The sequence below is a fragment of the Pseudoduganella sp. S-14 genome (genome assembly GCF_049913285.1).
Lineage (GTDB): Bacteria > Pseudomonadota > Gammaproteobacteria > Burkholderiales > Burkholderiaceae_D > Rugamonas.
Window position 1 is genome coordinate 3429944 of the sequence record NZ_CP183991.1, and the last position, 22060, is coordinate 3452003.

Sequence of the window (22060 nt, forward strand, 5' to 3'; positions counted from 1 at the left end):
GTTTTCACCTGCCACCGGACTCTCTACTTTATGCAATACGTGTCTACCCGGGCCGACGCGTCGGCTGCATCGCACTCTCCACAGCAATTTTCCGACATCCTCCTGGGTGGTCTGGCGCCAGACGGCGGCCTGTACCTGCCAGTGGAGTACCCTCAGGTTAGCGGCGAAGAGCTGAATAAGTGGCGCCACCTGTCCTACGCTGACCTGGCAGTAGAAATCCTGAAGAAGTTTGCCGGCGACATTCCGGAAGCCGACCTGCGGGCCCTGGCTAAAAAGACCTATACCGCCGACGTGTACTGCAACGTGCGTGAAGGCGAAAACGCCGCCGACATCACCCCGCTGCGCGTGCTGGAAGAGACCGACGGCAAGAAACTGGTGTTGCAATCGCTGTCCAGCGGCCCAACGCTGGCCTTCAAGGACATGGCAATGCAGTTGCTCGGCAACCTGTTCGAATACGCCCTGGCCAAGCAGGATGCGCAGCTGAACATCTTCGGCGCCACGTCGGGTGACACCGGCAGCGCCGCCGAATACGCGATGCGTGGCAAAAAAGGCATCAAAGTCTTCATGCTGTCGCCGCACAAGAAGATGAGCGCCTTCCAGAGCGCCCAGATGTTCAGCCTGCAGGACCCGAACATCTTCAACATCGCTGTTGAAGGCGTGTTCGACGACTGCCAGGACATGGTCAAGGCCGTGTCGAACGACCTGGAATTCAAGTCCCGCCACAAGATCGGCACCGTGAACTCCATTAACTGGGCGCGCGTGGTGGCGCAGGTCGTGTACTACTTCCGCGGCTATCTCGCGGCGACCAGGAGCAATGAACAAAAGGTGTCGTTCACCGTCCCATCGGGCAATTTCGGCAATATCTGCGCCGGCCATATCGCGCGCCAAATGGGCCTGCCGATCGACAAGCTGGTGGTTGCCACCAACGAAAACGACGTGCTGGACGAGTTTTTCCGTACCGGCATTTACCGCGTGCGCAAATCGGCCGAGACCTATCACACTTCCAGTCCATCGATGGATATCTCCAAAGCCTCCAACTTCGAGCGCTTCGTGTTCGACCTGGTGAAGGGTGACGGAAAACGCGTGCGCGAACTGTTCAGGAAAGTGGAAACCGACGGCGGCTTCGACCTGTCCGGCGCGCCAGGCAGCGACGGCGATGAGTTCAAGCTGGTGGCCAATTACGGCTTCAAGTCGGGCAAATCCACGCACGACGACCGTGTGCAGACCATCCGCGACGTGGCTGACGATTACGGCATCGTGATCGACACCCACACCGCCGACGGCATCAAGGTTGCGAAGGAATACATGGAACCGGGCGTGCCGATGATCGTGCTGGAAACCGCGCTGGCCGCCAAGTTCAACGAAACCATCCTGGAGGCACTGGGCGAAGATGCCGAGCGTCCGGCCGGCTTCGAGAACATCGAGGCGCTGCCGCAGCGCTTTGAGGTCATGCCGGCCGACGTGAGCAGGATGAAGGCTTACATCGCCGCCAATACAGGACTGTAAAACATGGCAATGCTCGCCGTACGCGAAGCCCTCGATTTCCTCCTCTCCGCCGCCCGCCCGGTGGCAGGGACCGAGCGGATACCAACCCTGGAAGCCAACGGCCGCGTGCTCGCGAGCGCCGTGGTGTCCGGCATGAACGTGCCGGGCCACGACAACACGCAGATGGACGGCTATGCGGTGCGCTCCGCCGACTGCGCCAGCGGTAATGCGACGCTGACGGTAACCCAGCGAATTCCCGCAGGGCATGTCGGACAGCCGCTGCTGCCCGGCTGCGCCGCGCGCATTTTTACCGGCGCGCTGATTCCCGAGGGCGCCGATGCTGTGGTCATGCAGGAGCAATGCGAGGCGAACGACGGCTTGGTGACCATCCGCCACACGCCCAAAGCCGGCGAATGGATCCGCCGTACCGGCGAGGACATCAGCGTTGGCAGCGTGATCCTGGCCGCCGGCACGCGCCTGCGCAGCCAGGAGCTCGGCCTTGCCGCTTCGATCGGCATGGCGGAGCTGAACGTGCGCCGCAAGCTGCGCGTGGCCGTGTTCTTCACCGGCGACGAGCTGGCAATGCCGGGCGAACCGCTGGCGCCGGGCGCGATTTACAATTCCAACCGCTTCACCTTGCGCGCCTTGCTGGAAAACCTGGGCTGCGAAGTGGGCGATTTCGGCATCGTGCCCGATTCCCTGGACGCGACGCGTAATGTCTTGCGTCAGGCAGCCGATGGCAATGACCTGATCATTACCTCCGGTGGCGTGTCGGTCGGCGAAGAGGACCATATCAAGCCTGCCGTCGAAGCGGAGGGCAAGCTGAATATGTGGCAGATCGCCGTCAAGCCCGGCAAGCCGCTGGCATTTGGCGAAGTGGGGCAGGCCTTCTTCCTTGGCCTGCCGGGCAATCCGGTGTCGAGCTTTGTCACCTTCCTGCTGTTCGTGCGGCCATTCCTGCTGCGCATGCAGGGTGCCGATGTGCCGGCGCAACCGCGCGGCATGATGATGCGGGCCGATTTCAGCTGGCCTAAAGCGGATCGCCGCAATGAATTCCTGCGCGCCAAGCTGAATGGGCAGGGCGGGCTGGACCTGTTTCCCAACCAGGGCTCCGCCGTGCTGACCTCGACCGTTTGGGGAGATGGCCTGGTGGACAATCCGCCCGGCAACCCGATCGCGCCAGGCGATGTGGTGCGCTTCATCCCTTTCAGTGAACTGATGTATTGATATGCTGATCAACCTTAAATATTTTGCCAGCGTACGCGAGGCGCTGGGCGGCGGCGAGCAGGTGGTGCTGCCGCCGGGCGCCCAGACGGTCGGCGATGTGCGTGCATGGCTGCTGGCGCGCGGCGAACCGTGGGCGAGCGCCCTGGCTGAAGGCCGCGCCTTGCGCATGGCCTGTAACCAGCGCATGTGCGACGCCGGCACGCGCGTTGCGCCGGGCGATGAAGTTGCCTTTTTTCCACCTGTGACAGGCGGTTAAGGCTTATTGCTGTGCCCGCGCAACAGTCGAGTACTGACTGTTGACCACAGGCATTGTCACGTTATACTTGACCACAGGCGGCCCAAAACCTGCGCCGCGCCTATCACCCCACATATTTCCTGTCGCCTCTTCCCTGCGGCTTTTTCCTTTCAAGGAGAGTCGCAATGGGTTTCGTCTTTGCCGCCCTCGGCCTCAATGGCATCACACGCGGCCACGTTCCAGTCCCACCGCGCAAGCGTGCGCAAAAGCTCCACATCGCCGGTTCGACCACGATGGGGCCGTTGTTGCAGGAGATCGCCGCCAAGTACCATCTGGCGCACCCTGGGATCGCCGTTGAAGTCGAACTGGGCGGGTCGTCGCGTGGTCTGGAAGATGTGCGGTCCGGCCATGCGCATATCGCCATGCTGTCCCGCGCCCTCGCACCGGCAGAACGCGACCTGTACGGCATCCCGATTGCGCGCGACGGCGTCGGCGTCGTGGTGCATGCCAATAACCCGCTGCGGGAGTTGAGCGTGGAAGCACTGCAAGCCATCTTCACCGGCCGCCTGCGCGACTGGCGCGCTGCCGAAGGCGGCCCAGGATCGGTGTATGCGCTGGGCGGGCTGCATGAGGGCGCCTCAAGTGCGCTGTTTGCCCGCTTCCTCAGGCAGCCGCTGGAGGCGTTCAGCCTGAACGCGGCGGTGGAATCGAATATTGAACGCCTGGCTGTAGTGGCCTCGTGCGAGAACGCGATCGCTTACGTCTCGGTCGGTACGGCGGAGCGCGCGATTTCGCAGGGCGTCCCCGTGCGCTTGCTCCTATGGCCGGCGTGCCAGCCAGTACCGCAAATATCCGCAACGGCAGCTACCCGATCTGCCGCGTCCTGACCCTGGCGAGCAGGGATGCGCCAACCGGTGCCGCGAGAAGCTTCTTCTCTTTTTGCCTTTCCGCTCAAGTGAACGGCATCCTGTCGGCATTCGACTTTGTCCCCTACCTGGACTGACGCCATGGAAAACTACATTTTGCCTGGATTGCTCGCTGCATGCGCAGCAGCGGCAACGGTCAGGGGCGTCCTCGCGCGCGAGGACGAGCACCAGCGCGCCGGCGCGCAGGCAGCCGAACTGCTGCGTGCCAACCAGGCCCTGCGCATGGCTTCGAGCTGCCGTGCTGCGTTACTGCATGCCAGCAGTGCGGAAGAAATGATGGCGGCCGTGTGTCGCGTCATTTCAGACGAAGGCGGTTACTCGCTGGTCTGGACCGGTCTGTCGATGGCCGGCAGCAGCAGGGATCTGCTGGCCTGGGAGATCCAGGGCACGCCGGCGGGACGCTTTGCGGCGGCTGCCGGTGGATTGCAACGCGGTTGCGCCTGTGATGGCATCGCGCTTGATGTGATCGGGGACGGCCAACGCCGGCTGCGCCACGGAATGCCGGCAGAGTACGGTTATCCCAGCGTGCTTGCTTTGCCCTTGGGCGGCACCGGCGACGATGCGGCGGCAACGGGGGTGTTATGCGTGTACTCGATCGATCCCTGCGCTTTCGACGGCGCTGAAGTACAGCTCTTGCAGGAGCTGGCGGCCGACCTGGCGCTTGGGCTCAGGAATATGCACGAAGCACGCAGGCGCCGGGCGGCAGAGCAGGCCTCGGCCAGCCATGCCCACCTTGACCCGGCAACAGGCCTGGCCAATCGCGCCTTGTTCAATGAGCGCCTGCGCCAGGCCCTGGTGGCTGCCGAACGCACCGGCCGCAAAGTGGCGGTCCTGGCCCTGACCATGGACCGCTACCGCGGCGTCAAAGCCAGCCTGGGCCCGGAAGCCTGCAGCGCCTTGCTGATGCATGCGGTTTCCGCCATGAAGTCCTGCCTGCGCGAGGGCGATACCGTCGCCCATCTGCTCGGCAACGAATTCGCTGTAATCCTGTCCGATATGGCCGGGGACGACGACGTGCTCCCGGTTGCCGGCCAGCTGCTCGAGGCGATCAAGGCGCCTATGCGCTGGAAGGACAATATCGTCCATACCACCGCCAGCATCGGCGTTGCATTGATGGGCGAGGATGGTGCAGAGCCCTCAGTCATGCTGCGCTCCGCCAACTCGGCCATGGCGCACGCGGCCGGCCACGGAGGCAACCGCTTCCGTTTCGTCGCACAGGAGATGAACGAGCGCGCCTCGCGCATGTTCGCGCTGGAGGCTGAGCTGCGCAGGGCCCTGGTCCACAATGAAATAGTGGTGCATTGCCAGCCGCATGCGGCCTTGAGCCATGGCAGCCTGGCCGCTGCGGAAGGCAGGGCTGGCTAAACTTATTGAAGTCGCGCCGGAGGACTCTACCCAACTGCTGGCAGCCGATCGTCCGAGATCGACTACAATGCTGCCCCTATGGAAAGCAATCAATTACAAGGTGTGGTGGTGATCGGCGGCGGGCCGGCTGGCCTGATGGCGGCTGAAGTGCTGGCAGCGGCAGGTGTGCGTGTGGATGTGTATGATGCCATGCCGTCGGTCGGCCGCAAGTTCCTGCTGGCCGGCCGAGGCGGCATGAATCTGACCCATTCCGAGCCCTACGAAGCTTTCGTCGCCCGCTATGGCAGCCGTGCCGCTGCCTTGCGTCCGATGCTCGATGCTTTCAAGCCCGACGATCTGCGCGCGTGGGTGCACGGGCTGGGCATCGACACCTTTGTCGGCACCTCGGGCCGGGTCTTTCCAACCGAGATGAAGGCAGCGCCCATGTTGCGCGCCTGGCTGCATCGCCTGCGCCAAAGCGGAGTGCATTTCCACCAGCGCCACCGCTGGCTGGGCTGGACGGAGGCAGGTGGCTTGCGTTTTGAGACACCGGAAGGCGAGCGCACGGTGCAGCATCGCGTGGTATTGCTCGCACTGGGCGGGGCAAGCTGGGCGCGCCTCGGTTCAGATGGCGCCTGGCAGCCCCTGTTGGCCGGGCGCGGCGTCGAGGTTGCGCCGCTGGTGCCGGCCAATTGTGGTTTCGATGCCCGCTGGAGCGCGCACTTCTCGCAGAAGTATGCGGGGCAGCCCTTGACCACCGTGGCTATTGGCGGCCGCAAAGGCCAGATGGTTGTCACCGCGACCGGCGTCGAAGGCAGCCTGGTTTACGCGCTGTCCGCGGGGATCCGCGACCGCATCGCAGCGCATGGCAGCGCGACCATCGAGCTGGACTTGCTTCCGGACTGGCCGCTGGAGCGACTGCAACAGGAGTTGTCGCACCCGCGCGGTTCGCGCTCGATGTCGAGCTTCCTGCAAAGCCGCCTGCACATCAAAGGCGTCAAGACCGGCCTGTTGCATGAGGCTCTGGACAAGGACGCCTTCCATGACCCGATGCGCGTGGCAGCAACCTTGAAGGCCTTGCCAATCACGCTGTATGCGCCGCGCCCGATTGACGAGGCGATCAGCAGTGCGGGTGGCGTGCGATTCGAAGCACTGGAGGGGACGATGCTGAGGGCAATGCCGGGCGCATTCGTGGCCGGAGAAATGCTGGACTGGGAAGCGCCGACCGGCGGCTACCTGCTCACCGCCTGTTTCGCCAGCGGCCTGGCCGCCGGCAAGGACATGTTGCGCTACTTAATGCACCCAGCTCACGCCGCCTGAGCCGCTGCGGCTGACGTTGCGTTCGGAAGGGTTGCCAAACACGCGGATATTGCCGGTCCCCTTGACGGTGAGATCGGCCGATTGGCGGGCGAAGACATTGGTGGTGCCGGAGCCCAGCAGGGCCACCACCACTTTGTCTGTCGCCAGGTGCTGCGCATCGAGGTCGCCGGAACCGGTCACTTCGGCCGTCAACTCCTTGCAGCTGCCGCTGGAAGTAATGGCGCCGGAACCGACCATTTCCAAGGTGACTTTCTCGCCATGGCCGGTGTTCAGGTTCAGGTCGCCGCTGCCGTGCACGCCGGCTTCCACATTCTTGTAGCGGCCATTGAAGGTCAGGTTGCCCGAGCCTTGCAACTGGATGCTCAGGTGTTCGCCGCTGAAGCCATTGACGTTGCTCTCGCCGCTGCCATTGACCACCAGCTCATTCAGGGACGGCAGCACCAGTTCGACTTCAATCGGGCGCCGCGGATGCAGCAGCAAACCCTTGGAACCGATGCGAAGCGTCGCGCCATCCTGTTCGGTGCCGATATTTCCCAGCAGGCGCTGTTCGCCGCGCACCTTCAGCGATGGCACATCGCCCTGTTTCAGGCGCAGGTCGATGGGGCCGACCAGTTCGACATTGGAAATCGTTGCGCTGACTTCGCGCACTTCGGTGCGGGCGGCGCGCCCGGCCACGCTGGTGGGGTTCGCGGCGCCCTGGGCGCGCAGCATGCTGTAAGTGACGCCCGTCAGTAACACCGCCAGCAATGCCATGCCAAAGCCGATCTTGAGCAGGGAACGGATGTTCATTGCGTTTCCTTTCAATCGCCGCGCAGCAGCGCAGCGTTCATCTGGATGTAGCGTTTCAAGCCGATCAGCGAGTAGCGCGTGATCACGATGCTAACCAGACTCAATGCGATACCGAGCAGTATCAAGGCGATGCCGACCGCGGTTTGCGTGGCGCGCGATTCGTTATCGAGGTCGGAGGTGATGCGCACGCCCCCTTCAGCCATGGCTTCCGCGCCTTCCAGCCATTTTTCGGACTTGCTGTCCGCTTCATCCCATTCCTTGCTCAGCCCCGCCGAGGGCTCCTGGAACACGTCGACACCCTGGTCGCTGATCGAGATCTTGGTCTGCATGCTGGCATCGACCTGGTCGCTTTCATCGAAGACGACCAGGTGGCGCAATGGGCCGGTCAGTACCAGCTCATTGGCTCCTGCCAGGCCGGTTGCAGTGATGGCGATTCCGCTGATGTAAAAGGCGAAAGCGCTGGCGTAGATCGACACCAGCAAGGCAGAAAAGACGGCGGCCGGCACCACCATGAAGAGGTTGAAAATGCCGAGCCCAATGAGGGAGAACACCATGCGGGCGAGGTTGGCCGGGTTGCGCTTTGCCTCGAACGCGCTGCGGTGGGCGTTAGCGCGCAAGGTCATGGCGATCTGGCGCGGTTCGTCCAGCTCGGCGGAGATGTCCTCTTCGGTCTTGCCGGCGGCCAGGCTGTCGATGAAACGCTGCTCGTAGTAAGCCATCGTCTTGGCCGCCACGTCGGGCGGCAAGCCGGCAAGGGCTTTCTTCAGTGCGTCGAGGTACTCATGCTTGCTCATTGGAAACTCAAGCCTCCTGTTGTTCCAGGATTGCACTGTATCGCTGGCACTGGAGGGGCTCGAGCTGTTTACGACAGGATGCAGAAATGGGGGAGCAGGCGAGCAAAACGCGGGACAGGCGGGACATCAAAATTACGCCTTCGCGAGCAGGTGCGCCGCCTGGACGCCGCTGCGGACGGCCATCTCGAGGGTGGCGGGGTATTCCCCGGCCGTGTAATCGCCGGCCAGGACCAGCCCTTTTGCCGGTGTTTCGTTGGTTGGGCGCTTGAGGGCGGGCGTGCAGGCGTAGGTCGCGCGCTTTTCGGTGATGACCTTGGACCAGGCCGGATTGTCAAGTCCGGGCCGCGCCAGGTCGGCAGCCAGTTGTGCTGCGATCGCCGCTGTCAGCTCCTCCTGCGGCAGGCTTGCGGCGTCACTTGAGGCGCTGATCACGACGGCGAACAGGCCGGCATGCCTGGAATCGAGCTGGCCGCGATCGAAGACGAACTGGCCCCAGCGCTGGGATGCCGGATCGTCGATCAGGGCGTAAAACGGGATTTCCAGCCGCGTGTCCGGTGCATATTGCAGGTAGCAGGTCGTGATCGGTTCGGGCTCGAATGCCGCAAGCTGGCTTGCCAGGTCGGCGAATTCCGCAGGACTTGCGGCCTCGCTCGCCTGGGCGCGGTGTGGGCTGGAGAGCAGTGCGGCGGTCGCGGTGGGCGAAGCGGCGAGTACGACGCCATCAAACTTGCCGGTCCAGTCGCCGCCAACAGCGGCGCCGCTTGCTTCGACGGTCCAGCCGCCGGCTTCGGCGCCGATGGAAATGACCTTTGCGCCGAGATGGACGGTGTTGCCCTTGCCTTGCAGCCAGGCGGCGGCGGCATCAGGGAAGAGGGCGGACAGGTCGGCGCGGGGAACCAGCATGTCCGATGCTGCACGTCGCGCGCCGAGGCTGTCGCGCAGGACGGCAAGGAACACCTGCGCGGAGGCCCGTTCCGGCGGCGTATTCAGCGCGGCAAGGCACAACGGTCGCCACATCAACGCCACCAGCCTTGGCGTCTGGTCGAAGCGCTCCAGCAACTCGGCCACGCTGCAATCATTGTTCAAGCGCCAATCCATCCAGCGCGCAGTCGTGGTAAAGCGGGCCAGGGCCATCTTGTCCTCGCGCGCCAGGCCTTTCGCCCGCAACAGGGCAATGCCGACATGCAGGGGCGCAGGCAATCGCGGCGCCACGAAATCCATGCCGTCGCCGCCGGGCGGATAGCGCATCTGCAAGGGCAGCGTGAGTACGGCGGAAGGCAAATCCACGCCAACCGCACGCATGATGCGAAGCGATTCCGAATAAGCCCCCAGCATGATGTGCTGGCCATTATCCAGTTCACGCCCATCGAAAGACACGCGCCGCGCCCGGCCGCCCAGCGAGCGGGCAGCCTCGAATACGGTCACCTGGTGGCCGGCACGGGCGAGTTCTACGGCGGCGGCGAATCCCGCCCAGCCGCCGCCGGCAACGGCGAAGTGCTTAGCCACGAACCCAGGTCTTCCACGCCAGCCACAGCTTGCGGATAGGCGTAAGGGAAATGCGCTGCTTGAGGACGTGGTAGCCATCCTCCTCGATTTCATTCAGCAGGGTGCGGTAAATGGCCGCCATGATCAGGCCCGGGCGCTGGGCGCGACGGTCTTCCTTCGGCAACAGCGCAAACGCCTCGTCATAAACCTTCTGGGCACGCGCCACCTGGAATTGCATCAGCTTCGAGAAGTTCTCGGTCTCGCGGACATTCAGCAGGTCTGCGGCAGTCACATTGAACTGCTGCAGTTCGTTGACAGGCAGGTAAATGCGGCCTTTGCGCGCATCTTCGCCCACGTCGCGGATGATATTGGTGAGCTGGAAGGCATGTCCCAGCTTTTCGGCATATTGCAGCGTCTGCGGCCGCGTCACGCCGAAAATCGACGCCGACAGGATACCGACCACGCTCGCCACATGCCAGCAGTACTTCGTCAGGCCGGCGTAATCGAGATAGCGGGTCTGGTTCAGGTCCATCTCCATGCCATCGATGATAGCCTGCATATGTTCCTGCTTCAGGTCATACGTCGCAATATGCGGCTGCAAAGCCTGCGTCACCGGGTGGGTCTGCTTGCCCTGATACATCTGGGCGATCTCGTTGCGCCACCAGGTCAGCTTGATGCGCGCCAGCGATTCATCGCTGCACTCGTCGACAGTGTCGTCGACTTCGCGGCAAAAGGCGTACAGCGCGGTGATAGCGCGGCGGCGCTCCGGCGGCAGGAACAGGAAGCTGTAGTAGAAACTGGAACCGCTGGCGGCGGCCTTTTGCTGGCAGTATTCGTCGGGAGACATGTTCTTATGGCTTTGGTAATGCTGACAAAGGCGCTATTTTATAGCGAAGAAGGCTTCATCCGAAGCGCGCGCCACAAAACCTTGAACCAGTCGCGCTTTTCAAGCTTGGGCCGACGCACGAAAACGTCGTAATCGACTTCCTCGATTGCCTCCAGAATACGCAGGCCGCCCTGGACCACCATGCGCAATTCCAGGCCAATGCGGCCTTTCAGGCGGCAAGCGAGCGGCGCGCCCGACAGCATCAGGGCGCGGGCGCGGTCGACTTCGAATTTCATCATGGCGCGCCACTTCGCCCTGTTGTCGGGGCGTGCCAGGTGGGCTGGCGACAGCGCGTAACGCGCCAGGTCTTCCATCGGAATGTAAATACGCTCCTTATGTTCATCGATGGCGACATCTTGCAGGAAGTTGATGATCTGGAGCGCCGAGCAGATGGCGTCCGATTGGCGGATATTCTCTTCATCGGCCGCACCGTACAGGTGCAGCATCAGGAGGCCGACCGGATTGGCCGAGCGGGCGCAGTAATCGAGCAGCGAGGCGTAGTCCTGGTAACGATGCACCACAATGTCTTGCTTGAAGGCGGAAAGCAAATCGTAGAAAGGGCGCATGGGCAGCTTGTGCTGCGCGATCATGGCTGCCAGCCGCTCGAACATCGGCTCATGGCCGCCTTCGGCGCGCTCGATGCGGCCCAGGGCTTCCTCGTAAGCGGTCAGCCCGGCCAGGCGCTGCTCCGGCGTGGCGTCGCCCTCGTCGGCGATATCGTCGGAGCAGCGGGCAAAGGCGTAAATCGCCTCCACCGCCGGGCGCAAACGCCGCGGCATGAGGATGGAAGCGACAGGGAAATTCTCGTAATGGTCAACGGACATAGAGGTGCTGTTCTAAATTAATGACGCGAAAGTCATTTGCAAGTTCGGTTGACCCGGCTATAATTTTTTCTTACTAAACGGAAAGTCATTTAGTTCCAAACGGGAAATAATAATGGCAAACATATACACCCGGCAATTGCCAGAGACACCAAAAAGGAATTCCATCGTGTTCGTAGCGAAAAAACTACCCCTGGTTGCAGCCTGCGCCTTGCTGCTCGCAGCCTGCTCGAAAGAAGCCCCCAAGACCGAAGACATCCGGCCCGTGCGCGCCATGGTGCTGCAAAGTTCGGATATCGATGTGAATGCTGAATTCTCCGGCGAAGTCCGTGCGCGCGTCGAGTCGCGTCTCGGTTTCCGGGTAGGCGGCAAGATTATCTCCCGTAAAGTGGATGTGGGCAGCGTCGTCAAGCGCGGCCAGGTGCTGATGGACCTCGACCCGCAGGACCTGAAACTGTCGCAAGTCCAGTCGATGGCGGCCCTGCGCGCCGCTGAAACCACGCGCGACCTGGCCAGTGCGGAATTGAAGCGCTACCAGGAGCTGCGCGAGAAGAATTTCGTCAGCCAGGCCGTCCTCGATGCCAAGCTGTCCGCCAATAAGTCGGCGCAGGCACAGGTGGATTCGGCGCAAGCGGCATATCGCGGCATGTCCAACCAGGCCGGGTACGCAAGCCTCGAGTCGGACATCGACGGCGTTGTCACCGCCGTCGACGCGGAGGTAGGGCAGGTGGTTTCGCCGGGGACGCCGGTAGTTCGCGTTGCCAAGACCGACGAAAAGGAAATCGTGTTCGGCGTGCCGGAAGACAAGGTCGATACCTTGCGCGATATCTCGGACGTGCATGTGCGCCTGTGGGCCAGCCCGGGCAAGTCGGTGCTGGGCAAGATCCGCGAGATTTCGCCGGTGGCAGACCCGTTCACCCGTACCTACGCCTTCCGCGTCTCGATCCCTGCCAGCCTGGCCGAAGCCAAGCTGGGCATGACCGCATTGGTGGCTTTCGCCTCGCGCACGCCGCAACCGCAGATCAAGGTGCCGCTGACGGCACTGTTCCATGAAAAGGCGGCGACCTCCGTCTGGGTGGTCGAGAACGGCGTGGTGCGCCTGGTGCCGGTCACGGTGAGCGGAGTGTCGGGCAATGACCTCGTCCTGGGCAGCGGCGTCAGGCCGGGCCAGACCGTGGTCACGGCCGGCGTCAACCTGCTGAAGCCTGGCCAGAAAGTGACCATCCTCGGAGCCGCCAAATGAAGGGCTTCAACCTTTCGCGCTGGGCGCTGGAGCATATTCCGCTCACGCGCTACCTGATTGCGGTGCTGCTCCTGGGCGGCATGCTCGCCTACAAGAACCTGGGGCAGGATGAAGATCCGCCGTTTACCTTCCGCTCCATGGTGGTGCAGGCCTTCTGGCCGGGCGCTACGTCGCTGCAGATGGCCGAGCAGGTTACCGACAAGCTGGAAAAGAAGCTGCAGGAAACGCCGTTTGTCCACGAAATCACCAGCTATTCAAAGCCAGGCCAGACACTGATCATTCTTAGCTTGCGCGAGTCGACACCGCCGAAAGAGGTGGCGCAGGCCTGGTATCAGGTGCGCAAGAAGATCGGCGACATCCGGTCGACGCTGCCGTCGGGAGTGCAAGGACCCGTTTTCAACGATGAATTCGGTGATACGTATGGCTCGATATTCGCGCTGTCCGGCGATGGCTTTACCTATGCGGAGCTGAAAGACTACGCGGACCTGGTGCGCCAGCAGCTGCTCGGCGTGAAAAAGGTATCGAAGGTTGAACTGTTTGGTGTGCAGGACGAGAAGATCAATATCGAGTTCTCGCATAAGAAATTTGCCCAGTTGGGATTGACCATCGAGCAGATTGCCAATCAGATTACGACCCAGAACGTAGTGGAGGCGACCGGCGTCGTGGTGACGCCAACCGACAACCTGCAAGTGCGCGTTTCGGGCGCGCTGCGCACGGTCAAGGACCTGGAAGAACTGGAGTTGCGCGCCAATAACACGACCTTCCGTCTTGGTGACTTCGCGACCATCAAGCGCGAATACCTCGACCCGCCGCGCGACAAGATGCGCTTCAACGGCAAAGAAGTCATCGGCCTGGGCGTGTCGATGGAAAAGGGCGGCAACATCATCCAGATGGGCAAAGACCTGGAAAAGACCGTCAATGCCATGAAGACCAAGCTGCCGGTCGGCATTGAGCTGGAGCGCGTGTCGGACCAGCCGGCCGCTGTTACGGCGTCGGTAGGCGAGTTCCTGCACACGCTGGTCGAAGCGGTGCTGATCGTGCTGGCGGTGAGCTTCGTTTCGCTCGGCCTGCATACCAAGCCCAAGCCGCGCCTCGACGCGCGGCCCGGCCTTGTCGTGGCGCTGACTATCCCGCTGGTGCTGGCGGTAACGTTCCTGTTCATGCGCATCCTGGACATTGACCTGCACAAGATTTCGCTGGGCGCGCTGATCATTGCGCTCGGCCTGCTGGTCGACGATGCCATCATTGCGGTTGAAATGATGGTGCGGAAGATGGAGGAGGGCCATTCGAGGCTGGAAGCGGCAACCTTCGCCTATACCTCCACGGCCATGCCGATGCTGACGGGCACCCTGATCACCGTCGCCGGCTTCCTGCCGATCGGGCTTGCCGCGTCGGCAGCGGGTGAGTACACCTTCTCGCTGTTCTCGGTCAACGCGATCGCGCTGGTGACTTCGTGGATCGTGGCCGTCGTGTTCACGCCTTACATCGGCTACATCCTGCTGAAAGTGAAGCCGCACTCGGAAGGCGGTGGCCACCACGAACTGTTCGATACGCCGGGCTACCGCAAGTTCCGCGCCGTCGTGAACTGGTGCGTGGAATACCGCAAGACCACGATTGTGGCGACGCTGGTAGTGTTCTTCCTTGGCGTGTACGGCTTCAAGTTCATCGAGAAGCAGTTCTTCCCTGACTCCAGCCGCCCTGAACTGATGGTGGAAATGTGGTCGCCGGAAGGCACTGCATTCGCGCAGACCGAGCGCCAGGCGAAGAAATTCGAGGAATTCATCCGCAAGGAGCCAGGCGTGGCAAGCGTGACGACTTACGTCGGCACCGGTAGCCCGCGCTTCTATCTCCCGCTGAACCAGATCTTCCCCCAGACGAACGTCTCGCAGACCGTGGTGCTGGCGAAGGACCTGCATTCGCGCGAAGAGCTGCGCAAGAAGATCAGCAATGTCTTCAAGACCGACTTCCCGGAAGTTCGCGGCCGCGTGCAGTTGCTGCCGAATGGTCCGCCGGTGCCGTACCCGGTGCAGTTCCGCATTACTGGCACCGAGGTTGATGGCGTGCGTTCCATTGCCGACCAGGTGAAGGACATCATGCGTGCCAACCCGAACGCAGTGGGCGTGAACGACAACTGGAATGAGTCGATCAAGGTGCTGCGCCTTGACCTGGACCAGGACAAGATGCGCGCGCTGGGTGTGACTTCGCAAACGGTGATGCGTGCCGCGAACACGATCCTTTCCGGCACGCCGATTGGCCAGTTCCGCGAAGGCATCCGCCTGATCGACATCCAGGTGCGCCAGCCGCTGGACGAGCGCAGCACGATTGCGGTGCTGAACGATACGTACATCCCGACCAATAGCGGCCGTTCGGTGCCGATCTCGCAACTGGCGCGTGTGCATTTCGTATGGGAGCCGGGCGTGGTGTGGCGCGAGGGCAGGGAATGGGCGATCACCGTGCAGTCGGACGTGGTGGAAGGCGTGCAGGGCCCGACCGTATCGGGCCAGATCAATCCGAAGCTGGACGAACTGCGCGCCAAGCTGCCGCCGGGCTATGAGATCAAGGTCAAGGGCGCCGCTTCGGATAGTAGCGCGGCGGAGGAGTCGATTGCCGCTAACTTGCCGCTGGCGGTGTTCATCATCTTTACCTTGCTGATGCTGCAGCTGCACAGCTTCTCGCGTGCGCTGCTGGTGTTCCTGACCGGACCACTTGGCGTTGCGGGTGCCGCGATGGCGCTGTTGGTGATGGGGCGGCCGCTGGGCTTCGTGGCGAACCTGGGCATTATTGCGCTGTTCGGCATGATTATCCGTAACTCGGTGATCCTGGTGGACCAGATCGAGCAGGACATCAAGGCAGGCGTGCCGGCCTGGAATGCGATCGTGGAATCGGCTGTGCGGCGTTGTCGTCCGATTATCCTGACGGCGGCAGCGGCGGCGCTGGCCATGATTCCGTTGTCGCGCTCCGTGTTCTGGGGACCGATGGCGGTGGCGATCATGGGCGGGCTGATTCTGGCGACTGCGCTGACCTTGCTGTTCTTGCCAGCTCTATATGCTGCATGGTTCCGGGTGCCAAAACCGGTAAACCAGGGTACGACCCACAGGGTCGGACCCTGATACGCGGCTGCCGCGGGTGGGTGTCTGCCCCTGTGGGTCAGGCACCTGGGTTGCCGGTTTTGCCCAAATGTTGCGCAATACGCAAAAAAGCACTACCGCACTCCAGAAACACCGTATAGAATGCCGGGTTGAAGTTGAAAGCCCCGGGCGACCCCGTTTTCACTGTAAGGTCGCCCTTTGCTTTTGTGCAAATATGCCGCGAGGATGGCGAAATTGGTAGACGCACCAGGTTTAGGTCCTGACGCCAGCAATGGTGTGGGGGTTCGAGTCCCCCTCCTCGCACCATAAGTACACTTAAATTTTTATTGGACGATTTTTACAATGGCCACTGCAGTTGAAACCCTGGGCAAACTCGAACGCCGCATGACGATTTCCTTCCCACTGTCGGACGTGCGTTCCGAAGTGGAAAAGCGCCTGAAAGTGCAGGCTCGCTCCGCACGTGCTCCTGGCTTCCGTCCAGGTAAAGTGCCAATGAAGATGGTCGCCGCACAATACGGCTACCAGATCGAAACCGAAGTGCTGAACGACAAGGTCGGCCGCGCTTTCAACGACGCAGCCAACGAAAACCAGCTGCGCGTTGCCGGTTTCCCGCGCATCGAGCCAAAACAAGACGCACCAGAGGGCCAACTGTCCTTCGACGCAACCTTCGAAGTGTATCCGGAAGTCGAAGTCGGCGACCTGACCAAGGTTGAGATCGAAACCGTCAAGTCCAACGTGACCGACGTAGAAATCGACAAGACCATCGACATCCTGCGCAAACAGCGCGTGCACTTCCACGTGAAGGGCGAGAAGGGCGAACACGGCGACGGCGGCGAAGCTATCGCCGCTAACGGCGACCGCGTGACTGTCGACTTCGTCGGCTCCATCGACGGCGTTGAGTTCCCAGGCGGTAAAGCTGAAGGCTACCCGTTCGTTCTGGGCGAAGGCCGCATGCTGCCAGAATTCGAAGCCGCTACCGTTGGCCTGAAGGTCGGCGAATCCAAGACCTTCCCGCTGTCGTTCCCAGAGGACTACCATGGCAAGGACGTGGCTGGCAAGACCGCCGAGTTCACCATCACCCTGAAAAACCTGGAATGGGCGCATCTGCCGGAAGTCGATGCCGAGTTCGCCAAGTCCCTGGGCGTGGCTGACGGCGACCTGGCCAAAATGCGCGAAGACATCAAGGTGAACCTGGAGCGCGAAGTTGCAGGCCGCGTCAAGGCTCGCAACAAAGAAGCCGTGATGGACACCCTGGTGAAGACCGCGACCCTGGAAGTGCCACAGTCGCTGATCGCGCAAGACACCGAGCGCCTGGCTGAAATGACCCGCCAGGACATGGCGCAGCGCGGCATGAACGTAAAAGATGTACCATTCCCTCCAGAGCTGTTCAAGGACAAGGCTGAGCGTCGCGTACGCCTGGGCCTGATCCTGTCCAAGCTGGTGGGCGACCAGAACCTGCAGGCTACCCCTGACCAGGTGAAGGCACAGATCGAAGACTTCGCACAAAGCTACGAAGATCCGCGCGAAGTGCTGAAGTACTACTACTCCGATCGCCGCCGCCTGGCCGAAGTCGAAGCTCTTGTATTGGAAGAAAACGTCGTTACTTACGTCCTGGGCCTGTGCAAGAACGTCTCGAAAGAAATTCCTTTCGACGAACTCATGGGAAGCGTACAAGCTTAATAGCTTGATATCATTCGACGCCGGCCCCGAGCCGGCGTTGTTTTCAAAGGAATTGGAATGAATCGTAATCCCGCACTCGATACGGAAATGCTCGGCCTGGTGCCGATGGTGATCGAACAAAGCGGCCGCGGTGAGCGCTCGTACGATATCTACTCGCGCCTGCTGAAGGAACGCGTGATCTTCTTGGTCGGGCCGGTCAACGACCAGATGGCCAACCTGATCGTGGCACAGCTGCTGTTCCTGGAAAGTGAAAATCCTGACAAGGATATCTCGCTGTACATCAATTCCCCAGGCGGCTCCGTTTCCGCGGGCCTGGCAATTTACGACACCATGCAGTTCATCAAGCCTGATGTGTCGACCCTGTGCACCGGCATGGCCGCCTCCATGGGCGCCTTCCTGCTGGCCGCAGGCGCCAAGGGCAAGCGTTTCTCGCTGCCGAACAGCCGCATCATGATCCACCAGCCGTCCGGTGGCTCGCAAGGCATGGCGTCGGACATCGAGATCCAGGCGAAAGAGATCCTCTACCTGCGTCATCGCCTGAACAGCATCATGGCAGAGCGCACTGGTCAGTCGATCGAGCAAATCGCCAAGGATACCGACCGCGACCGCTTCATGTCTTCGGACGAGGCAGCGGAATATGGCCTGATCGATAAAGTCTTGACCAGCCGCGCATAAGCGTCCTTGCAAGTCGACGCCCGGACGCTACAACGTTCGGGCGTTTTGCTTTTATTTCGGGTAGCATGTGGTTGTGCGCAGGATTTCTTGCTTGTGCGCACGGTAAACTTGCACCAAAACTAAAGATTAGTCCCATGTCAGAGAAAAAATCCTCCAGCGGTGAAAAACTCCTTTACTGCTCGTTCTGCGGCAAAAGCCAGCACGAGGTGAAGAAGCTGATTGCCGGCCCGTCCGTCTTCATCTGCGATGAATGCATTGACCTGTGCAATGACATCATCCGCGACGAGACGTCCAGCATCGAATCTGTCACGGGCGCGAAATCGGACCTGCCAACCCCGCAGGAAATTGCCGATTTGCTGAACCAGTACGTGATCGGCCAGGCGACTGCCAAGCGCATCCTGTCCGTGGCCGTGTACAACCATTACAAGCGCCTGAAGCACCTGGGCAAGAAGGACGATGTCGAGCTGGCCAAGTCCAACATCCTGCTGGTGGGCCCGACCGGCTCCGGCAAGACCCTGCTGGCCCAGACCCTGGCGCGCATGCTGAATGTGCCGTTCGTGATCGCCGACGCGACCACCCTGACCGAAGCCGGCTATGTGGGCGAGGACGTGGAAAACATCATCCAGAAGCTGCTGCAAAGCTGCAACTATGATGTTGAGAAGGCGCAGCGCGGCATCGTTTATATCGACGAGATCGACAAGATTTCCCGCAAGTCGGACAATCCATCGATTACGCGCGATGTGTCGGGCGAGGGCGTGCAGCAGGCCCTGCTGAAGCTGATCGAGGGCACCATGGCTTCCGTGCCTCCGCAGGGCGGCCGCAAGCACCCGAACCAGGACTTCGTGCAGATCGACACCACCAACATCATGTTTATCTGCGGCGGCGCGTTTGACGGCCTGGCCAAGATCATTTCCAACCGGTCCGAAAAGTCCGGCATCGGCTTTGCCGCGGAAGTGAAGAGCAAGGAACAGCGCTCGAACAGCGACCTGATGATGGAAGCCGAGCCGGAAGACCTGATCAAGTTCGGCCTGATCCCTGAACTGGTGGGCCGCCTGCCGGTCGTGGCGACCCTGGCCGAGCTGACTGAAGAGGCCCTGATCGAGATCCTGGTCGAGCCGAAGAACGCGCTGGTCAAGCAGTACTCCAAGCTGTTGGAAATGGAAGGCGCGGAACTGGAAATCCGTCCTGCCGCCTTGCACGCCATCGCCCGCAAGGCGCTGGCCCGCAAGACCGGTGCTCGCGGCCTGCGTTCGATCCTGGAACACGCCTTGCTGGACATTATGTTCGACCTGCCAAACCAAACGAACGTCACCAAAGTCGTTATCGATGAAAATACGATCACCAGTGGCGCAAAACCCCTCCTGATTTATCAGGAAACCCCAAAGGCAGCAGGGGAAAACTAAATAGGGTTTTGAATCGCTGAGGCAAGGCGTTACAATCGGTCTCAATAACCATAACGCCGGCTTCAGTCGAAAAGCCACTCGCGATCACCTGTCGCGCGTGGCTTTTTTTGTTCCAAAAATGGCTTTATTGCGGCGTTTAGTTAGAGTAAAACTGCATTTTCTCAAAGCAAATATAATTGCAGCATAGGGCTTGTGAATTGGCCGCTGGGGCCTATATCAGAACCAAGCTTTTAAAATAAGGTACGCCATGACAACTACCAAATTAACTGAGCAAACTCAACTGCCTCTGTTGCCACTGCGTGATGTCGTTGTCTTCCCGCACATGGTAATTCCGTTGTTCGTTGGCCGACCAAAGTCCATCAAGGCGCTCGAAGCTGCCATGGAGCAGGGTAAGAGCATCATGCTGGCAGCACAGAAAGCCGCTGCCAAGGACGAACCTTCGCCATCGGATATCTATGAAATCGGCTGCGTGGCCAACATCCTGCAGATGTTGAAGCTGCCTGACGGCACCGTGAAGGTGCTGGTCGAAGGCGCCCAGCGTGCACGCATCAAAAAGATCACCGATAGCCCAACCCATTTCATTGCCGAGCTGATGCCGCTCGAGTCCGAGCAGGGCGACGAGTCGGAGATCGAGGCCATGCGCCGTGCGATCGTCCAGCAGTTCGACCAGTACGTCAAACTGAACAAGAAAATCCCGCCTGAGATCCTGGCTTCGCTGTCGGGCATCGACGATGCGGGCCGCCTGGCCGACACCGTGGCTGCGCACCTGCCGCTCAAGCTTGAGCAGAAGCAGGTGATCCTGGAAATCATCGAAGTCTCGAAGCGCCTGGAGCACCTGCTCGGCCAGCTGGAAGGCGAGCTCGATATCCTGCAGGTGGAAAAGCGCATCCGTGGCCGCGTCAAGCGCCAGATGGAGAAATCGCAGCGCGAGTACTACCTGAACGAACAAGTCAAAGCCATCCAGAAGGAACTGGGCGAGGGCGAAGAGGGCGCCGATATCGACGAACTCGAGAAGAAAGTCGCTGCCGCCAAGATGCCGAAGGAAGCGCTGGAAAAGGCGCAGGCCGAGCTGAAGAAGCTGAAGCTGATGTCGCCGATGTCGGCCGAAGCGACCGTGGTGCGCAACTATATCGACACCCTGGTGTCGCTGCCATGGAAAAAGAAATCCAAGGTCAACAACGACCTGGCCAATGCCGAGAAAGTGCTCGATCACGACCACTACGGCCTGGAAAAAATCAAAGAACGCATCGTCGAGTACCTGGCAGTCCAGCAGCGCGTGGACAAGCTGAAGGCGCCGATCCTGTGCTTCGTCGGTCCACCAGGCGTGGGCAAGACCTCGCTGGGCCAGTCGATCGCCAAGGCCACCAACCGCAAATACGTGCGCATGGCACTGGGCGGCGTGCGCGACGAAGCCGAGATCCGCGGCCACCGCCGCACCTACATCGGTTCCATGCCGGGCAAGGTGCTGCAGTCGCTGGCGAAAGTCGGCGTGCGCAATCCGCTGTTCCTGCTGGACGAGATCGACAAGATGGGTGCGGACTTCCGCGGCGATCCATCGTCGGCGCTGCTGGAGGTGCTGGATCCTGAGCAGAACCACACCTTCTCGGACCACTACATCGAAGTTGACTTCGACCTGTCCGATGTGATGTTCGTGGCGACTTCGAACTCGTACAACATTCCGCCTGCACTGCTGGACCGCATGGAAGTGATCCGCCTGTCCGGCTACACGGAAGACGAGAAGACCAACATCTCCTTGCGCTACCTGTTGCCGAAGCAGGTGAAGAATAACGGCCTGAAGGAAGAGGAAATCTCCGTCAGCGAAGCAGCGGTGCGCGACATCATCCGCTACTACACCCGTGAAGCGGGCGTGCGTTCGCTGGAGCGCGAAATCTCCAAGATCTGCCGCAAGGTCGTGAAGATGCTGCTGCTGAAGAAGTCGGACAAGAAGGTCAGCGTCACGCCGAAAAACCTGGACAAGTTCCTGGGCGTGCGCCGCTACGACTTCGGCGTGGCCGAGAAGACCAACCAGATCGGCCAGGTGGTGGGCTTGGCATGGACCGAAGTGGGCGGCGACCTGCTGACCATTGAATCGGTCAGCATGCCTGGCAAGGGCAACGTTATCCGTACCGGTACGCTGGGCGACGTGATGAAGGAGTCGATCGAAGCTGCCCGTACCGTGGTGCGCAGCCGCGCCTCGCGCCTGGGCATCAAGAACGAAGCCTTTGAGAAGAAGGACATTCACATCCACGTGCCGGAAGGCGCGACGCCGAAGGATGGTCCATCGGCAGGTATTGCAATGACCACGGCGATGGTGTCGACCTTTACCGGCATTCCGGTCCGTGCGGACGTGGCGATGACCGGCGAGATTACGCTGCGCGGCGAAGTGCTGCCGATCGGCGGCTTGAAGGAGAAGCTGCTGGCAGCGCATCGCGGCGGCATCAAGACGGTGCTGATTCCCGAACAGAACGTGAAGGATCTGGCAGAGATTCCGGACAATGTGAAGAACAAGCTGGAAATCGTGCCTGTGCGCTGGATCGACAAGGTGCTGGAAGTCGCACTTGAGCGCCAGCCGGAGCCGATCACCGAGCCTGTGGCGCCGGTGGAAGTGCCGGCCGTTGCTGCGGCTGACGGGAGTAGTGAAGTAGTTAAACATTAAAC

Annotated in this window: 17 protein-coding genes and 1 tRNA gene; 13 read left to right on the forward strand and 5 right to left on the reverse strand. The window is 61.3% G+C overall.

Annotation, left to right across the window (positions count from 1 at the left end):
* Window positions 1-30 precede the first annotated feature (30 nt).
* The 6 genes from thrC to ACN9MZ_RS15745 all read left to right on the forward strand — a co-directional run bounded on the left by thrC (window position 31) and on the right by ACN9MZ_RS15745 (window position 6537).
* Complete coding sequence (thrC, locus tag ACN9MZ_RS15720) at window positions 31-1506, forward strand: threonine synthase (RefSeq protein ID WP_426337928.1); 1476 nt, start codon at window positions 31-33, stop codon at window positions 1504-1506.
* A gap of 9 nt (window positions 1507-1515) precedes the next feature.
* Window positions 1516-2712, forward strand: coding sequence for a gephyrin-like molybdotransferase Glp (glp, locus tag ACN9MZ_RS15725; protein ID WP_426342912.1), 1197 nt, complete (start codon window positions 1516-1518; stop codon window positions 2710-2712).
* Between the two features lies 1 nt (window position 2713).
* Window positions 2714-2968, forward strand: a complete 255-nt coding sequence (gene moaD / locus ACN9MZ_RS15730) for a molybdopterin converting factor subunit 1 (protein ID WP_426337929.1) — start codon at window positions 2714-2716, stop codon at window positions 2966-2968.
* Window positions 2969-3132: 164 nt separating this feature from the next.
* Window positions 3133-3834: a substrate-binding domain-containing protein gene (locus tag ACN9MZ_RS15735; protein WP_426337930.1), complete on the forward strand. Its 702-nt coding sequence runs from the start codon at window positions 3133-3135 to the stop codon at window positions 3832-3834.
* A gap of 120 nt (window positions 3835-3954) precedes the next feature.
* Window positions 3955-5238 carry a diguanylate cyclase domain-containing protein gene (locus ACN9MZ_RS15740; protein WP_426337931.1) on the forward strand — a complete coding sequence of 428 codons (1284 nt, stop codon included), beginning with the start codon at window positions 3955-3957 and terminating at the stop codon, window positions 5236-5238.
* A 78-nt stretch (window positions 5239-5316) separates the two neighbouring features.
* Window positions 5317-6537 carry a TIGR03862 family flavoprotein gene (locus ACN9MZ_RS15745; protein WP_426337932.1) on the forward strand — a complete coding sequence of 407 codons (1221 nt, stop codon included), beginning with the start codon at window positions 5317-5319 and terminating at the stop codon, window positions 6535-6537.
* On the opposite strand, the gene ACN9MZ_RS15750 is transcribed toward ACN9MZ_RS15745, so the two are convergent.
* The 5 genes from ACN9MZ_RS15750 to hpnC all read right to left on the reverse strand — a co-directional run bounded on the left by ACN9MZ_RS15750 (window position 6511) and on the right by hpnC (window position 11315).
* Window positions 6511-7326, reverse strand: coding sequence for a head GIN domain-containing protein (locus ACN9MZ_RS15750; protein WP_426337933.1), 816 nt, complete (start codon window positions 7324-7326; stop codon window positions 6511-6513). The two genes, ACN9MZ_RS15745 and ACN9MZ_RS15750, sit on opposite strands and share 27 nt — an antisense overlap.
* Before the next feature lie 11 nt (window positions 7327-7337).
* The gene (locus tag ACN9MZ_RS15755; RefSeq protein WP_426337934.1) at window positions 7338-8120 is read right to left on the reverse strand and encodes a DUF1700 domain-containing protein; all 783 of its coding nucleotides are present in this window, start codon (window positions 8118-8120) and stop codon (window positions 7338-7340) included.
* A gap of 132 nt (window positions 8121-8252) precedes the next feature.
* Complete coding sequence (hpnE, locus tag ACN9MZ_RS15760) at window positions 8253-9626, reverse strand: hydroxysqualene dehydroxylase HpnE (RefSeq protein WP_426337935.1); 1374 nt, start codon at window positions 9624-9626, stop codon at window positions 8253-8255.
* Entirely contained in the window at window positions 9619-10452 is an 834-nt protein-coding gene (hpnD, locus tag ACN9MZ_RS15765; protein WP_426337936.1) for a presqualene diphosphate synthase HpnD, read from the reverse strand. Before hpnD ends, hpnE begins: the two co-directional genes overlap by 8 nt.
* A gap of 38 nt (window positions 10453-10490) precedes the next feature.
* On the reverse strand, window positions 10491-11315 hold the full coding sequence (gene hpnC, locus ACN9MZ_RS15770) for a squalene synthase HpnC (RefSeq protein WP_426337937.1): 825 nt from the start codon (window positions 11313-11315) through the stop codon (window positions 10491-10493).
* A gap of 166 nt (window positions 11316-11481) precedes the next feature.
* Between hpnC and ACN9MZ_RS15775 the strand changes: the two genes are divergently transcribed.
* From ACN9MZ_RS15775 to lon, 7 genes are all read left to right on the forward strand, one after another.
* A complete protein-coding gene (locus ACN9MZ_RS15775; RefSeq protein ID WP_426337938.1) occupies window positions 11482-12555 on the forward strand; it encodes an efflux RND transporter periplasmic adaptor subunit in 1074 nt (357 codons plus the stop codon).
* Window positions 12552-15665 carry an efflux RND transporter permease subunit gene (locus ACN9MZ_RS15780; RefSeq protein ID WP_426337939.1) on the forward strand — a complete coding sequence of 1038 codons (3114 nt, stop codon included), beginning with the start codon at window positions 12552-12554 and terminating at the stop codon, window positions 15663-15665. Before ACN9MZ_RS15775 ends, ACN9MZ_RS15780 begins: the two co-directional genes overlap by 4 nt.
* Window positions 15666-15863: 198 nt before the next feature.
* Window positions 15864-15950: transfer RNA gene (locus ACN9MZ_RS15785), tRNA-Leu, on the forward strand.
* A 36-nt stretch (window positions 15951-15986) separates the two neighbouring features.
* The gene (gene tig, locus ACN9MZ_RS15790; protein ID WP_426161538.1) at window positions 15987-17324 is read left to right on the forward strand and encodes a trigger factor; all 1338 of its coding nucleotides are present in this window, start codon (window positions 15987-15989) and stop codon (window positions 17322-17324) included.
* A gap of 57 nt (window positions 17325-17381) precedes the next feature.
* The gene (gene clpP, locus ACN9MZ_RS15795) at window positions 17382-17999 is read left to right on the forward strand and encodes an ATP-dependent Clp endopeptidase proteolytic subunit ClpP (protein ID WP_130314748.1); all 618 of its coding nucleotides are present in this window, start codon (window positions 17382-17384) and stop codon (window positions 17997-17999) included.
* 134 nt (window positions 18000-18133) lie between these two features.
* Entirely contained in the window at window positions 18134-19402 is a 1269-nt protein-coding gene (gene clpX / locus ACN9MZ_RS15800) for an ATP-dependent Clp protease ATP-binding subunit ClpX (RefSeq protein WP_426337940.1), read from the forward strand.
* A gap of 247 nt (window positions 19403-19649) precedes the next feature.
* Complete coding sequence (gene lon / locus ACN9MZ_RS15805) at window positions 19650-22058, forward strand: endopeptidase La (protein ID WP_426337941.1); 2409 nt, start codon at window positions 19650-19652, stop codon at window positions 22056-22058.
* The last annotated feature ends 2 nt before the right edge of the window (window positions 22059-22060 follow it).